The organism is Allobosea sp. RCC_152_1 (assembly GCF_041360765.1).
GTDB lineage: Bacteria > Pseudomonadota > Alphaproteobacteria > Rhizobiales > Beijerinckiaceae > Allobosea > Allobosea spartocytisi.
Map to the genome: position 1 here is coordinate 494122 of NZ_JBFUPU010000001.1, position 14876 is coordinate 508997.

General features: G+C 67.1%; 12 protein-coding genes. 1 reads left to right on the forward strand and 11 read right to left on the reverse strand.

The annotated features are described in order from the left end of the window. Nucleotides 1–17 precede the first annotated feature (17 nt). Nucleotides 18–1145 carry a trans-sulfuration enzyme family protein gene (locus tag AB6806_RS02350; protein WP_370954034.1) on the forward strand — a complete coding sequence of 376 codons (1128 nt, stop codon included), beginning with the start codon at nt 18–20 and terminating at the stop codon, nt 1143–1145. A 79-nt stretch (nt 1146–1224) separates the two neighbouring features. On the opposite strand, the gene AB6806_RS02355 is transcribed toward AB6806_RS02350, so the two are convergent. From AB6806_RS02355 to AB6806_RS02405, 11 genes are all read right to left on the reverse strand, one after another. Beyond that, complete coding sequence (locus AB6806_RS02355) at nt 1225–2271, reverse strand: ABC transporter ATP-binding protein (RefSeq protein WP_370954035.1); 1047 nt, start codon at nt 2269–2271, stop codon at nt 1225–1227. Then, a complete protein-coding gene (locus AB6806_RS02360; protein ID WP_370954036.1) occupies nt 2268–3848 on the reverse strand; it encodes an ABC transporter permease in 1581 nt (526 codons plus the stop codon). The genes AB6806_RS02355 and AB6806_RS02360 overlap by 4 nt, the downstream gene beginning before the upstream one ends. A 55-nt stretch (nt 3849–3903) precedes the next feature. Then, nucleotides 3904–4911 (reverse strand): iron ABC transporter substrate-binding protein, encoded by a 1008-nt coding sequence (locus tag AB6806_RS02365; RefSeq protein ID WP_112764129.1) that lies wholly within the window; start codon nt 4909–4911, stop codon nt 3904–3906. 465 nt (nt 4912–5376) lie between these two features. Further along, nucleotides 5377–6264, reverse strand: a complete 888-nt coding sequence (locus tag AB6806_RS02370; protein WP_038361970.1) for an ABC transporter permease — start codon at nt 6262–6264, stop codon at nt 5377–5379. 51 nt (nt 6265–6315) lie between these two features. Beyond that, on the reverse strand, nt 6316–7362 hold the full coding sequence (locus tag AB6806_RS02375) for an ABC transporter substrate-binding protein (protein ID WP_142020464.1): 1047 nt from the start codon (nt 7360–7362) through the stop codon (nt 6316–6318). A gap of 36 nt (nt 7363–7398) precedes the next feature. Then, entirely contained in the window at nt 7399–8457 is a 1059-nt protein-coding gene (locus AB6806_RS02380; protein ID WP_142020465.1) for an ABC transporter ATP-binding protein, read from the reverse strand. A gap of 21 nt (nt 8458–8478) precedes the next feature. After that, complete coding sequence (locus AB6806_RS02385) at nt 8479–9297, reverse strand: ABC transporter permease (RefSeq protein ID WP_142020466.1); 819 nt, start codon at nt 9295–9297, stop codon at nt 8479–8481. A gap of 165 nt (nt 9298–9462) precedes the next feature. After that, the gene (locus AB6806_RS02390; protein ID WP_142020467.1) at nt 9463–10698 is read right to left on the reverse strand and encodes a metal-dependent hydrolase family protein; all 1236 of its coding nucleotides are present in this window, start codon (nt 10696–10698) and stop codon (nt 9463–9465) included. 118 nt (nt 10699–10816) lie between these two features. Beyond that, a complete protein-coding gene (locus tag AB6806_RS02395; RefSeq protein WP_142020468.1) occupies nt 10817–12052 on the reverse strand; it encodes a metal-dependent hydrolase family protein in 1236 nt (411 codons plus the stop codon). A gap of 210 nt (nt 12053–12262) precedes the next feature. Continuing rightward, the gene (locus tag AB6806_RS02400) at nt 12263–12904 is read right to left on the reverse strand and encodes a TetR/AcrR family transcriptional regulator (protein WP_370954301.1); all 642 of its coding nucleotides are present in this window, start codon (nt 12902–12904) and stop codon (nt 12263–12265) included. A 196-nt stretch (nt 12905–13100) separates the two neighbouring features. Further along, nucleotides 13101–14876: a CopD family protein gene (locus AB6806_RS02405; protein WP_142020469.1), complete on the reverse strand. Its 1776-nt coding sequence runs from the start codon at nt 14874–14876 to the stop codon at nt 13101–13103.

Sequence of the window (14876 nt, forward strand, 5' to 3'; positions counted from 1 at the left end):
TTCAGAATGTTGTTCTCATGCACGCCGCGACCATCCTGGCCCAGCTCGATCATGTCACCGATCCCTCAACTGGCGGGCTGGTGCCGTCGATCCATCCGGGCGTGACCCATGCCCGGCCGGGCAGCGCGATCGCGGCGGGTTACGCCCGCTCGGGCAACAGCGGCGCCGCGCTCGTCGAGAGCATTCTGTGCCAGCTGGAGAAGGGTGCGGCGGCGGCGGCCTTCGGCGCCGGAGCGGCTGTGGCGCAGGCCGTGCTGGCGAGCTTGCAGCCCGGCGACCGGGTGCTGGTCGACACAGGCCTCTACTACGAGTTCGGACGGATGATCTGGGCCTTCGCCGAACGCTTCGGCCTGGACATGGTGCGGGTCGATCTATGCGATCTGGAGGGCGTCGCCCGCAGCATGGGTGTCGCGGCCACGCGACTCGTTTGGGCCGAATGCCCGAGCAACCCGCTCTGGCGCGTGCCGGATCTCGCCGCCTTGGCGGCGCTCGCTCATCGGCACGGTGCGCGTCTGCTGGTCGATGCGACGGCGGCCACGCCGGTCCATTGCCGGCCGCTGACGCTGGGTGCCGACCTCGTGCTGCACTCGGCGACGAAATATCTCAACGGCCATGGCGATGTGGTCGCCGGCGTGCTCGTTGCGGCGGAAGAAGATGCGTGGTGGCGGGAGATGCTGACCGCGCGCGAGATGCATGGCAGCATCCTGCCGCCCTTCGAGGCCTGGCTCCTGCTGCGAGGCATGCGCTCCCTGGCGCTGAGGATGGAGCGCGTGTCGGCGACCGCGCAGACGCTCGCCGGCTGGCTTGCCCAGCATCCGCGCGTCGGCAAGGTGCATTATCCGGGGTTGCCGCAGCATCCGCAGCACGAACTGGCCTGCCGACAATTCCGGGACGGCTTCGGCGGCATGCTCTCCTTCGAACTCGGCGACGCGGCAGAGGCCATCGATCTCTGTGCCCGGGCGCGGATCTTCCGCCGCTCGACCTCGCTTGGATCGCCCGAGAGCCTGATCGAACACAGGCGCAGCACCGAAGGGGAGCAGTCCGATTGTCCTCCCGGTTTGGTGCGGCTCTCGGTCGGGCTGGAGCATCCCGACGACCTCCTGGCCGATTTGGCCGAAATGCTCTGTCCGGCGGGGCGGCCCTAGCAGATTTTCCGGAGCAGCGAATGGCGGACAGTGCCCGGCGCTTGCCGTCGCCGTTTGCTTCCTGTCCGGACGCTCACCTTCACGCGACGATGTCGGGCAGCAGGAACGGGCCGCCTTTGACCGATACGAAGACGGTGCTGCCGAGCTGTGGCTGCTCGGTGCTCGAAACATGGGCCGTGAAGCGTGCTTCGGCGCCATCATGCTTTGTCCGCAGCGTCACCGCATATTGCCCGCCCCGGAAGGCGACGTCCTCGACGATCGCCTCCAGGCCAGGCCCCACCGATGACAGTTGGAACTGCTCCGGCCTGAGCATGATGGTTCCATGTCCGCGGCGGCGGCCGGTTTCGGCTTCGAACTCGCCCAGCCCGCAGGAGACGATCCCCTCCGCGATGTCGGCCTTGAACAGGGCGGCATTGCCAAGGAACAGAGCCGTTTCGACATCGGCAGGGCGCCAGTAAAGCTCGGCTGGCCGGCCCGTTTGCACCAGTCGCCCCTCCCGCATCACCGCGAGTTGATCGGCGAAGGACAGCGCCTCGCCCTGGTCGTGGGTGACCAGAATGGTGGTGATGCCGGCCTTGGCCAGCACGCGCGCGACAGCTTGCCGGACACTCTCGCGCAGCCCGGTATCGAGCGCCGAGAACGGCTCGTCGAGCAGCATCAGGGCCGGCTTGCGGGCGAGCGCGCGGGCCAGCGCGACGCGCTGCTGCTGCCCTCCGGAGAGCTCGTGCGGCCTGCGGGTCAGCATCGCGGCATCGAGCTCGACGAGTTCCATCAGCTCGCGCAGGCGGGCAGCGCGGTCCGGCTCGTTTCGCGGGATGCCGAAACCGAGATTGCCGGCGACATCGAGATGCGGGAACAGCGCCCCGTCCTGGGCGACATAGCCGATCCGGCGTCGATGCGCGGGGGCGATCGCCAACCCGTCGGCCAACACCTGCCCGTCGAGCGTCACCGTTCCCGAGTCGGGAGCCTCGAAGCCGGCGATGACGCGCAGCAGCGTCGTCTTGCCCGAGCCGGACGGCCCGACGATGGCAACGCGGCTGCCCGCCTCCACGGCAAGGGATACGCGATCCAGCGCCGCTGTCGCGCCATAGCGCTTCGCGACGTCCGAGATGACGAGCTGAGTCATGAGCCGAGGGATCTGCGGGCCTGAGCGTGCAGCAGCGCGGTCATCGGCAAGGAGAGAAGGATCATCAGCACGGCATAGGGCGCGGCCTTCGCATAGTCGAGTTCGCTGGTGAGCGCCCAGAACTCGGTGGCCAGCGTCCGCGTGCCGTTGGGGGCGAGCAGCAATGTCGCGGTCAGCTCTGTCGCCACGCCCATCGCGACAAGCGCCATCGCGGCGGCGACGCCGGGCGCCGCGAGCGGCAGCGTGACGGCAAGAAGCGCACGGGCCGGGCTGCGGCCGAGCGCCGCCGCGGCACGTTCCAGCTCGACCGGGACCTGCGCGATGCCGGCCCGCAGCCCGACGAGCGCGCGCGGCAGAAACATCAGCACATAGGCGAAGACCACGGTTGCCACCGTCTGGTAGAGCGGCAAGGCGACGCGCACCGTCACGGTGACGAGAGCGAGCGCGATCACGACGCCCGGGAGCGCGCCGAGATAGCTGTGGCAGCTTTCCAGGAAACGGGTTGCCCGGCCGGGCGCGCGCACCGACAGCCAGGCCATCGGCAACGCTACCGCCGCAGTGGCCAGGGCGCCGGCAGCCGCATAGCCCAGCGTTTCCGCCAGGGACGCGGCCAGCGCACCCTGCCGCCAGACATCGTCTCCCGAGGCCAGGAGCCAATGCGTGAGCGTCAGCGCGGGTACGCCGAGGCTGAGAACTGCGAAGGCGAACGGCAGTGCAAGCGCCGGCAGCCGCCAGTTTCCCAGGCGCTGGCGCGGGGCAGGGCGGGGCGCGCCCGAGCCGAGCCGGGCATAGCGTGCGCTGCCCCGCAGCAGCCATTCGAGTGCGATGAGCCCGAAGCAGCTCAGCACCAGCACACCGGCGAGCATGTTCGCCGCCGGGCCGTTATAGCTCGACTGGAACTGATCGATGATCGCGGTGGTGAAGGTGTCGAAGCGGATCATCGCGTAGAGGCCGTATTCGGCGAGCAGGTGCAGCCCGACCAGCAGGCTGCCGCCGCAGATCGCAAGCCGCAGCTGCGGCAGGACCACCCGCAGGAACACGCGCGGAGGCGTCTGCCCGAGCGAAGCGGCGACATGCTCGAGCTCGGGGTCGAGCCGGCGGATCTGCGCGGCGACGGGCAGATAGAGGAAAGGCAGATAGGCGAGGACCGAAACCAGCACCGCGGCCGGCAGCCCGTGGAAGCGCGGCAGGAGGCTGACCCAGGCATAGGACTGGACGAAAGCGGGCACGGCGAGCGGCGCGACCGCAAGCCAGGAGAGGAATTTCGCGCCGGGCATGTCGCTGCGCTCGGTCAGCCAGGCCAGCGCGACCGCCAGCAGGATCGCAGGCGGCAGCGTGCACAATTCGAGCAGCAGCGTGTTGACGAGCAATTCGCCGACGCGCGGCCGCCAGATCAGCGAGAACGCGGTCTGCCAACCCGTCTCGATCGCGATCCAGGCGATGAATCCCAGCGGCAGCAGGGCGCAGAGGGAGACGCCCCCGGCGAGCAGGAGCATGGCCCGGCTCGCGAGATTGCGTTGCCGCCTGAGCGGCAAATCCGGCAGGGCCGGCATCGCGATGGAAAGTGAAACGGTCATGGGCAAAATGCGCGTGCGGGGCCTCTCGCACGCGCCATGAGCCGACGCAACCGGGTCAGAGCAGGCCGGCGGCGGTCATCAGCTCGGTGACCTTCTTGCTGTCGAGTTGCGAGGGCTCGACCTTCGGTGCGTCGAGCTTGGCGATCGGCTCCAGCTTCGGGTTGGAAGCCTCACCGTTGCCGATGGCGTATTCGAACGAGTCGCCCTCGCGCAGGACGGCCTGGCCATGCTTGCCGCTCATCCACTTCACGAAGGTTTCCGCCTCCTTCTTGTGCTTGCTGGATTCGAGCACGCCTGCGCCCGAGGTGCTCAGGAAGGCGCCGGGATCCTGCCCGCGGAAATAGTGCAGCGCGACGTTGTTGCTGTTCTCGGCCGTCTTCGCCTGGTCTCCGAAGTAGTAGTAGTGATAGATCACTGCGCCTTCGACCTCGCCGGCATTGACCGCCTTCATGGCGACGCTGTTGCCGCGATAGGCGCTGGAGTTATCCTTCATCGCCTTGAGCCAGTCGGCCGTGACCTTCTCCCCCTTGAGGACGAGGAGCGCGCCGACGATCGCCTGGAAGTCGGCGCCCGACGGCGAGGCGGCCCAGCGCCCCTTCCACTTGGGGTCGGCGAGGTCCAGCATCGACTTCGGAAGATCGGCCTCCTTCAGCTTGCGCTTGTCATAGGCGAAGACGGTGCTGCGCGCTGCGACACCCATCCAGCGCCCGCTCGCGGGACGGAACTGGGCCGGAACCTGATCGAGAATGTCCTTGGGCAGGGTCTCGAACAGCCCGGCCTTCTCGACCAGCACCATGGCCGGAGAATTCTCGGTGACGAAGACGTCGGCCGGGGAAGACGCGCCTTCCTGGACGATCTGGTTGGCGAGCTCGGTGTCCGACCCCTTGCGGATCGTCACCTTGATGCCGGTCTCCTTGGTGAAGTCGTCGGCCCAGGCCTGGGTCAGGCTGGCATGCTGCGCGTTGTAGACCGTGATGCCGTCCTCGGCGCGCACCGTGGCCGCCGCGGCGAGCGAGATGGCGAGCACGCCGACCCGAAGAGCAAGAAACGAGTATGACGTCATGCGGCCTTCTCCTGCCGATGCAGATCAAGAGGTGAGGCCGGCGTTAGATTCTCATGCGCCAAAACTGTCAATTATTATCGTCTAGTTTATAATTATTACAAATAATGGCTCTTTGCCGAATGGCTGAAAGCCAGGGGCTCGCCCGATCCCGCCCGAGAGGAATCGAAGCTGGAAGCCCTGCTTCAGGAGGATGCTCTCCCGAGAGAGCCATCTGATCGAGCGGTTCTGCGCAAGGCCGAAGCACGTCCGCCGCGATAGCAGGGCAGGGCGCTTATCCCTCCGGATTCGACCGGAATTCGGATCCGGACCGGAGGCCGGTGCGGATCTGGCTTGCTGCGCCTGCCGGTTGAGCCGCGACCGCTCCGGCTCATTCGGCGCAATGGCTTGCCCCGCTGTCGTTGCCATCTCGGAGAGCGGGGGCCTTCTTGCCGGTGGCGAATCCTGCATAGCGGCAGGGATGGAGGCTCATTCCGCGGGTCGGTTCGCGCGATAACGCCCCTGGACGATCAGGTGCGCCAGCGCGGTCAACAGGATCGTCGCCGTCATCAGGATGAAGGAGATCGCGCCGCCGAACGGCCAATTGTTCTGCTGAGCAAACTGCCCGTAGACCAGCGGGCCCATCATCTGGAATTTCGGGCCGCCGAGCAGAACTGGCGTGGCATAGGCATTCATCGCCAGGATGAAGGTCAGGATCGTGCCGGCCAGCACGCCCGGCAACGCCAGGGGCCAGAGCACCCGGCGAAACATCGCGCCGGGGCCTGCGCCGAGGCTGAACGCCGCTTCCTCGACATTGCGCGGAATGCCCTCGATCACGCTCTGCAGCGACAGCACCATGAAGGGCAGGTTGACCGCCACGATGCCGATCAGCACCGCCGTCTCGGTGAACATGATCTCGAGCGGCTGGTCGATCAGGCCCATTCCCATCAGCGAGGCGTTGAGCGCGCCGCGGCTGCCGAAAGCGGTCATCCAGCCGGCGGCGCGCACCGCATTGCCGACGAAAAGCGGCAGCACCACCGCGATGACCATCAGGTTCTTGAAACGGCTCTGGGTGCGGGCCAGCACATAGGCCAGCGGAAATCCCATCACCAGGCAGGCGAGCGTGCAGATCACCGCGACGCGCACGGTGCGGGCCAGCACGTTGAGGTAATAGGCGTCGGTGAAGAACTTGACGTAGTTCTCGATCACCAGCGCATCGACCATGAACTGGCCGGGCACGAATTTGTTGAGCGAATAGCGGAACAGGATCGTGAGCGGGCCGATCAGCGCGACGGCCACGAAAAGCGTCGCCGGCAGGACGAGCAGGCCTGCGAGGTTCTTGCGGGCGCCGGCGACGGCTTCGGGGGCGGAAGTCATCGGCTTCGCCCCCGAGTCAGGCGGCCGCAATGATCGAGCGGACAAGCCATGTCAGGCCTTGAAGACCTTGTCCCACCACTCCTTCATCGCGGAATCGTTCTTGGCGAGGAAGGCGTAGTCGAGGTCCCGCAGGCGCTTCTCCTCCTCGGGCGTAAAGCCGATGCGCTTCTGCAGGGCCGGATCGACGGCAAGCCCGGAGACCGTGCCGTTATAGCCCATGTCGACGGCAAAGGCCTCCTGCGGCGGCTTGGCGAGCATGGCATCCATATAAGCGTAGGCGTTCTCCTTGTTCGGCGCGTTCTTGGCGATGACGAAGCCGGAGACATAGATCGGGATACCCTCGACCGGCGAAACCGCCTCGCAGGGGATGCCGGCATTCTGCCACTGCACCACGCGCGCCTTCCAGATCGCGCTGATGCCGACCTCCTCGTTCTTCATCGCCTGGGCGAAGGCCTCGTTGGTCGGATAGACGCGCCCGCCGGCCTTCTTCACGGCCATCAGGACCTCCTTGGCCTTGTCGAGGTCGTTCATATCCTTGCCGCCGGTCGCGGCCAGCGAGGCCGCGATGAAGATCGACTGGTACTGGATGTCGATGAAGCCGATCTTCGAACCCCATTTCGGGTCGAGCCAGTCCTTGAAGCCGGTCGGGGCCGGAGAAATCAGCTTGGGATTGTAGATGACGACGTTGCCGGAATAGATCTGCCCGATGCCGTAGGGATATTTCATCGAGGGCAGCAGGTTCTTCGCGTTCGGCAGCTTGGAATAGTCGAGTGCCTCGGTGACCCCGGCCTCGCTCATCTCGAACATGTTCGCGGCCGAGAAGCCCTGGATGTCGACCGTGCCGCGCGGCAGGCGCTTCTCCGCGACCATCTTGGCCCGGCGCGGCGCGTCGCCGGCCTGGTCCTGGATCACCTCGATGCCCTTGGCCTTGAGGATCGGGTCCTCGATGTTCTTGGTCAGCAGCCGGGCATAGTCGCCGCCCCAGGTGCCGACGACGACGCGTCCGCCCGATTGCGCCAGAGCGGGCGTGCCGGCCGCGGCGGCGAGCGCGACAACGCCCGCGCCCTTCAGAAGTTCGCGCCTGTCGAATGCGGTCATGGTCCTATCCCCTTCTTTTTGAACCCCGAACGAAGCTCATGCCTCGCGCGGATAAACGAGCCCGGCATCTTCGGCCCAGCCTATCGTGATCGTGTCGCCCGGTCGCGGCTCGGACAGGCCCGGTCGGTTCGGAATCTGCAGCAGCATGCGCTCCTGCCCGTCGAGCGCGACCTGCACGTCGAGCTGCGCGCCGAGATAGGAGGCATGCACGATCTGCGTCGCGAAGCGGTTGGGCAACCCGTCCGCCCCGCTGCCGATCGCAATGCGCTCGGGCCGCAGCGCCAGCGTGGCCGGGCCGCTTGCCCCCGCGGCGGCGCAGGCGATCTCGCGCCCGCCTGCCGTGCGGAAGCGGCCAGGCGCCGTCACCTCGCCGTCGAGAAAGGCGCTGCGGCCGATGAAGCCTGCGACGAAGCGGTCGGCCGGCTTCTCGTAGAGCTCGCGCTGCGTGCCGATCTGGCGGACTTTGCCGCGGTCCATCACCACGAGGCGATCGGCCATGGTCAGCGCCTCCTCCTGGTCATGCGTCACCATGATCGTGGTGAGGCCGAGCTTGCGCTGCAATTCGCGGATCTCGACGCGCACTTCCAGCCGCAGCTTCGCATCGAGATTGGAGAGCGGCTCGTCGAGCAGCAGCACCTGCGGCTCCATGGCGAGCGCGCGCGCCAGCGCCACGCGCTGCTGCTGGCCGCCGGACAGCTGGCGCGGATAGCGCTCGTCGAAGCCGCCGAGCTGAACCAGCCGCAACGCCTCCGCGACGCGCGGGCCGCGTTCGGCAGCCGGTACCTTGTGCATCTCCAGCCCGAAGGCGACGTTCTGCGCCACGCTCATATGCGGAAAGAGCGCGTAGCTCTGGAAGACGAGGCCGCAATGCCGCTTCCAGGGCGGAAGATTCGTGACGTCGCGCTCGCCGATGGTGATCTGCCCGGCGCTCGGCGGGATGAAGCCCGCGACCATGCGCAAGGTCGTGGTCTTGCCGCAGCCGGACGGTCCGAGCAGGACGAGGAATTCGCCGTCGGCGACCGCGATGTCGACATTGTCGACGACCGTCAGCTCGCCATAGCGCTTCTTGAGATGCGAGATCGAGAGGCGTGCCATTACAGAAGATCTGCCATCCGTTCACACCACCCGGCTCAGTTTGACATAGCGGTCGGTCACGAGCATCGCCGTGCCGATCAGGACGATCTGGATCAGCGAGGCGGCCGCCACGGTCGGATCGATCTTCCATTCGAGATATTGCAGGATCGCGATCGGCAGCGTCGTGCGGCCCGGCCCGACCAGGAACAGGCTCATCTCGAGGTTGCCGAAGGAGGTGACGAAGCCGAACAGCGCGGCGGCGACGAGGCCTGGCCGGATGCTCGGCAGCGTCACGCGCCAGAAGGTCGTGAACGGTCCCGCGCCCAGATTCTGCGCCGCCTCCTCGATCGAGCGATCGAAGCCTGCGAGGCTCGCCGTCACCAGCCGGACCACCCAGGGGACGACGACGAGCGTATGCGCCGCGATCAGGCCGCCGAGCGAGCCCATGACCGGAATCTCAGTCGCGATCTCGACCTCGATCTGGAAGACATAGGTCGCGGTGCCCAGCACGATGCCCGGCATCACCAGCGGCAGCAGCAACAAGGTCGAGACGCCCGGCCCGAACGGAATGCGATGGCGAACGAGGGCGAGGCTCGCCGGCACGCCGAGCGCGAGCCCGATCAGCGTCGAAGCGACCGCGACCTGGAGGCTGAGGATGAAGCCGTCGATGAAGGGTTTGTTGTTCGCCGCTGCCGTGAACCACTGCAGCGAATAGCCCTCCGGCGGAAAGGAGGGGATCTCCTGCCTGAAGAAGGCGAGCCAGGTGACGAAGATCAGCGGCAGCAGGATGAAGCCGAGCGCGAGCGCGGCCGCGCCGTTGAGCGCATAGCGGCCCCATTTCAGCGAGCCGCTCCCCGTCATCGGGCGGTTCCGCAGTGCCGGCCGCCGTCGCGCCGCCCGATCGCCTTCACCACTGACAGTACCCCTGATCCATCTCTAAGGCCGCGAAGCTGGGCAACAAGTTACAAACAGTCAAGCCGGTTTCTTATCCATGTCGTGACCAAGAGGGAGGCAAGCAGGCGTCGTTCAGTGCAGCGTGTTCTTGTGGAAGACTCCGCCCTTGATGATCGCGGCCAGATGCTTCCCCTGCTCCTGAAACAGGCCGAGATCCTTGAGCGGATCGCCGTCGACAAGGATGAGATCGGCATAGGCGCCGGCCTTCAACGTGCCGAGCTTGCCCTCCATGCGCAGGATTTGGGCACCGACCGTCGTCGCCGAGCGGATGATCTCGATCGGCGAGAGCACTTCCCGCCGCAGCAGGAACTCGCGGGACTGTTCGACCTGGAGCTGACCGAGCAGGTCCGAGCCGAAGGCGACCGGCACGCCGGCGCGCTTGCAGATCTCCAGCGAGCGCAGGCCTCCGTCGATGACGAGGTCGTTCTTGGCCAGCATGTCGCCGGTCATGCCGAATTCGGCGGCGCGCTCCTTCATCGCGTAATAGGCGACGAGGTTGGCGGTCAGGAACATGCCGTTCTGCGCCATCAGCTTGGCCGAAGCGTCGTCGATCAGATTGCCGTGCTCGATCGCGCGCACGCCGCATTCCGCCGCCCGGGTGATCGCCTCCGGCGTATAGGCATGGGCACAGACATAGCGGCCGAAGGCCTTCGCCTCCTCGACCGCGGCCTTCACCTCATCGACGCTGAACTGCATCGAATCCAGCGGGTCATAGGGGCTGGCGACACCACCCGACATCATGATCTTGATGTGGTCGGCACCGAGCCGCATCTGCTCGCGGGCCGATTTGCGCACGGACGACACGCCGTCCGACACGTTCATCGTATAGGCCATGGCGTTGCAGCAATGGCAGCGCCCGCCGAAATCGGTGCGCCGGCGCGGGTCGCTGTGGCCGCCGGTCGGGCCGATCGCCGCGCCGGCGATGAAGAGCCGCGGACCGGCGACATCGCCTTTCTCGACCGCTTCCTTGATGCCCCAATCGGCGCCGCCGGTGTCGCGCACGGTGGTAAAGCCGCGGTCGAGCATGCCCTTCATCAGCCGGACGGCACGCGCCGTCATCAGCGTCAGCGGCATGCTTTCCATGCTGCGGATATAGATCTCGGAGAGAAAGACATGGACGTGGCTGTCGATGAGGCCGGGCATCAATGTGCGCCCGCCGCAATCGATCACGTCGGCCTTCGCAGCCTTCAGCGGCTTTTCCGACAGTTCGCGGATCGTGTCGCCCTCGACGAGGAGCTCGTAGCCGCGCCGCAGCTCGCCGAATTCCGGTTCGAGCAGGGCGAAGTTCTTGAAATGCAGCGCCGTCATATCCGCCTCCCGTCACGCCGGCCGGCCGAGCGATGCGGCCGGTATTCTGAAATAGTGCGCATGCCCTCAAGCGCGTGTCGACGGCCGGTCTCCCGGGAGAAGCCGGCCACGACCCCGCTCAGTTCAGGCTCGTCCGCTTGATGAAATCGCCGCCCTTCATGATCAGCGGCATGTGTCGCCCCTGCCGCGTGAGGAGCGACAGATCCTGCAGCGGATCGCCATCGACGACGACGAGGTCGGCATGGGCGCCGGGCGCCACCGTCCCGATCTTGCCTTCGAGCTTCAGAAGCCTGGCCGCGATGAAGGTCGCGGAGGCGATCACCTCCTGCGCCGGCAAGGCCCGGCCGCGAATGACGAACTCCTCCGACTGGTAGCGATGCATCTCGCCGAGCAGGTCGCTGCCATAGGCCATGGGCAGCCCCGCCTTCTGCATGATGCGCAGCGAGTCCATGCCGGCCGAGCGCACGACGTCGACCTTCGCGACCGAATCCGGCGGGAAGCCGAGCTTCGGCCCGTCCGAGACCAGCTTGTCATAGGTCACCAGCGTCGGCACCGCGACGGCTCCCTTCGTGGCCGCGAGCTTGGCCGTCTCGGGCTGGATCAGGTTGCAATGCTCCAGCGAATGCACGCCGGCCTCGACGCAGCGGCGGATCGCCTCGTCGGTATAGACATGGGCGGAAACATAGGTTCCTGCCATCCGGGCTTCTTCGACGATGGCTTCGAGCTCACTGACCGAATAGCCGAGGAAATGGATCGGGTCGGTGGGCGAGGCGCAGCCGCCATTGGCCATGATCTTGATGAAGTCGGCGCCGCCCTTCAGCTCCTCGCGCGCCGCACGGCGAACATCGGGGACGCCGTCGCAGATGCGCCCGAGCGCGCCCAGGCGATGGCGCTCGATCACGCTCGGGCGGTCGTCGTAGCGGCCACGGAAATCGGCATGGCCGCCGGTCTGGCTCAGCGCCTTGCCGGAGATGACGAGGCGCGGCGTCGGGAAGTGTCCTTCTTCCGTCGCCTGCTTCAGGCCGAAATCGGCGCCGCCGACATCGCGCACCGTGGTGAAGCCGCGCAGCAGCATCTCGCGCATGATCACGAAAGAGCGCGCGGTCACGAGCGAGTCCGGCAGGCGCGCATTGGCGCCGAGATCGGCGACGCCGGCGACGACATGGACATGGGCGTCGATCAGCCCCGGCATCAGGGTGCGGCCCTTGAGATCGACGGTCCTCGCCTTGGCGGATGTCACCGCCTTGCCGACCTCGCGGATCGTTCCGCCCTCGACGAGGACGCTGACCGGCTCAGCCGGCTCGGGCGCCGTGCCATCGACGATGCGGGCATTGGTGAAGAGGGTTGCGGCCACGGGGCGGTTCCTTCGGGCGAAGAGGCTGGAGACGACGGAGCGGGATCAGGCCGCGCCGGCGGCGGCGCGAGCAGCGAGGAAGGCAGGCACTTGCCCCGTTCGGGCCGATGAGCCCGGTGAACGACCCTTCGGGAACGGCGAAATCAACGCCGCGCAGCACGTGTACGCCGTAGAAGGAGAGCTTCAGCCCCGCGATCGTCAGCGCTGCGTTCAAGACGCCGCCCTGTGTTTCCCGGCCATGACGGGCTTGATCGGAAATTGCTGGCGTACCTGGCCCTTCCAGAACTGAAGCATGCCGTCATAGTAGGTCGGATCGTTCGGCCGCAGCACCGTCTGGCTGATCATGCCGCGCACGAGGCACATCGTGGCGTTCATCACCGTGCGCGTATGGTCGGGGTCGGTTCCGGCGCGGACGGCGAGCGCCGTCCAGATCGCGTCCAGACCGGCATGGAATTCGCGAACGGTCGGGATGAGCTGCGCCCGGAAATCGTCGTTGTGGCGCGCCTCCGGCAGGAATTCCATCGTGACGTAGAAAAGGCGGTCGTCCATCATCCGCCAGATGTAGTCGACGATCTCGTCGCTCGAGCCGCCGCGCGCGATGAACTCTTCGGCGAAGCGATGCAGGTCACGCGCGGTCCTGCTGAGCAGATCGGCGACGGAGGCGCTGATGATCGCCTCGCGGCTGGGGAAGTGATGTGTCAACGCGCCGCGCGAAACCCCCGCTCGACGTGCGATTTCCGGTGTCGAGGTGCGGGCAAGGCCACGATCGTGAAGAAGGTCGATCGTCGCCGTCAGCAACCGCGTTGAAGTCTCGGCGCTGCGTTCTTTCTGTGATCGCCTGTTGCCGCTCACGTCGAACTCTCTGGCATCGATCCAAGCCATCGGAAGGAAATCCGAGGCTGAGACACAATTTACAAACAGTCAAGATTGTTTTTGTGTCGCCGGGTGATCCGATTTTGCGGCGAGCCCGTTGCGCGGATCGGCAAGAGAACGATCTGTGTCGATTGTCCCCGGAGATGGCCTTGGCACTCGGCGCCAGGAGCGGCCATCAGTGATGGAGACTGGCTCCATCCAGCGGGCGTCGACGAATCTCGGCGAACTCGGACGCGACCATATCCAACGCGGCGCTGTCGTCCGCCTTGAACGCGCGCCGTAGCCAACCATTCGCATCGACGAGAACCAGCGCCGGCGCCGTCGTGCTGGCGGTGACTTCGGCAAGGGCTGCCGCCAATGGCTCGGGATCCTCGACGGGGCAGGACTCGGCCGCGGCGTCGACCTGCACCCGCGCGCCGGCCCCACGCGCGTCGCGTTCGATCCATACACGCAATGGCGCTCCGCTGCCGGGCGTGACGAGGGTGCCGTCAGCGCAGCGGGCGACGAAGCCCGGCATGCGCACCGCTCCGGACCAGCGCATCTCCGGGGGCGAGAAGATGCGGGCTCCGGCGCGCAGGCGGATGAAGTCGATCAGCGACCAGATCGCGGCATCGCCCAGTTGCGCGCTCGGCGGCATCGGGCCGCTGCCATGACGGATCGACCAGAACAGCTCGCCGCCGGGGCGCCCGGCGATCAGCGGCGCGGAGAGGTCTGGCGGCCAGACGGATTGCGTGACCGCGACGGGGCCGCGCCCGCGCGTATCCGCGCCATGGCAGCTCGCGCAATCGCGCTGGAACAGGTCCCGGCCCGTCGCGATGGAGCGCGCTGCATAGCCGGTCGGAGACAGTTGGAAGCTCGTTGGAACCGCGGCGACGACATAGGGGCGCCATGGCGGAATCTGGACGAAGGCCAACGCGATGGCCCCGGCGAGAAGGGCTGGCCAGCGCAGTTCGCGAAGCGATAGGGCGGTGGAGAAAAGCGCAAGGGCAATCGCCACAGGAGTCAGCAGGCGGAAAAGCCCATCGCGCAGATAGGCATCGTCCCAGAAGGCGGGCACCGGCCTGAGGGCGAAAGGCCAGGTCGGCTGTTCGTGGATCGCAGGTGGCTCGTTGGCCAGTGCCGCCGCAACGGCCACGATGGCCAGCCCGAATCCGGTTTCGGTGGCGATCGACAGGGTGAGGGCACGCGTCGAGCCTGAGGTTGCCGCCGCGGGTACGAAGCGAAAGCGGTTGGCAGCAGCCAGCAGCAGGAGGCCGCCGAACAGGGCGATCTTGACGATCGCAAGCTGGCCGTATGCGGTGCCCATGAGCCCCGGCAAGGTGCCGACCAGCTCCTGCAGCTGAAGGACGGATGTGGCTGCGAGAACGGCGACGCAGGCCAGGCCGAGCGGCGTGAAACGGCGGGCGAGCAGGGGCGCCTGGGCCGGCAGGAGCCAGCATACCGCCAGAAGGGGAGGCAATGCGCCGAGCCACAGGCCGGCTGCCAGGACGTGAAGCCCCAGAGCCGCTGTTGTCCAGAAGCCGGTGGCGGCACCATGCCCGAGCAGGCCCTGCAGCAGGGCCGCGATGGTCATGAGAAGCAGCGCACCCGTTCGGGCAACGCCTTCGCCACGCAGGAGCAAGCCTGCAAGGACGAGCAGGCCGGCGCGCGCCAGCAGCACTTCGCCGAAGCGTGTCTCCGCGATGGCGGCAACGCTCGCGAGGTTGTCGAGGGGGCGGCCCAGCATGGCGCTGCCTTGCAGCCAGAACCAGACCGCCCCGCCCGCGAGCGCCAGGATGAGCGAGAGCCGGCTGCAGGAGGACAGTCGATGCAGCAGTTGCCGGCCGCCCGGCGTGGTGGCGAGCGGGCCTTGCGACAGCAGGCGAAAGGCCTCGATGCCGAGGCCGGACAGCAGGGCGGCGAGGTGGAGCCAGCGGGCCGCCGGCAGTGCCGCCCCGATCAGAGCGTCCAC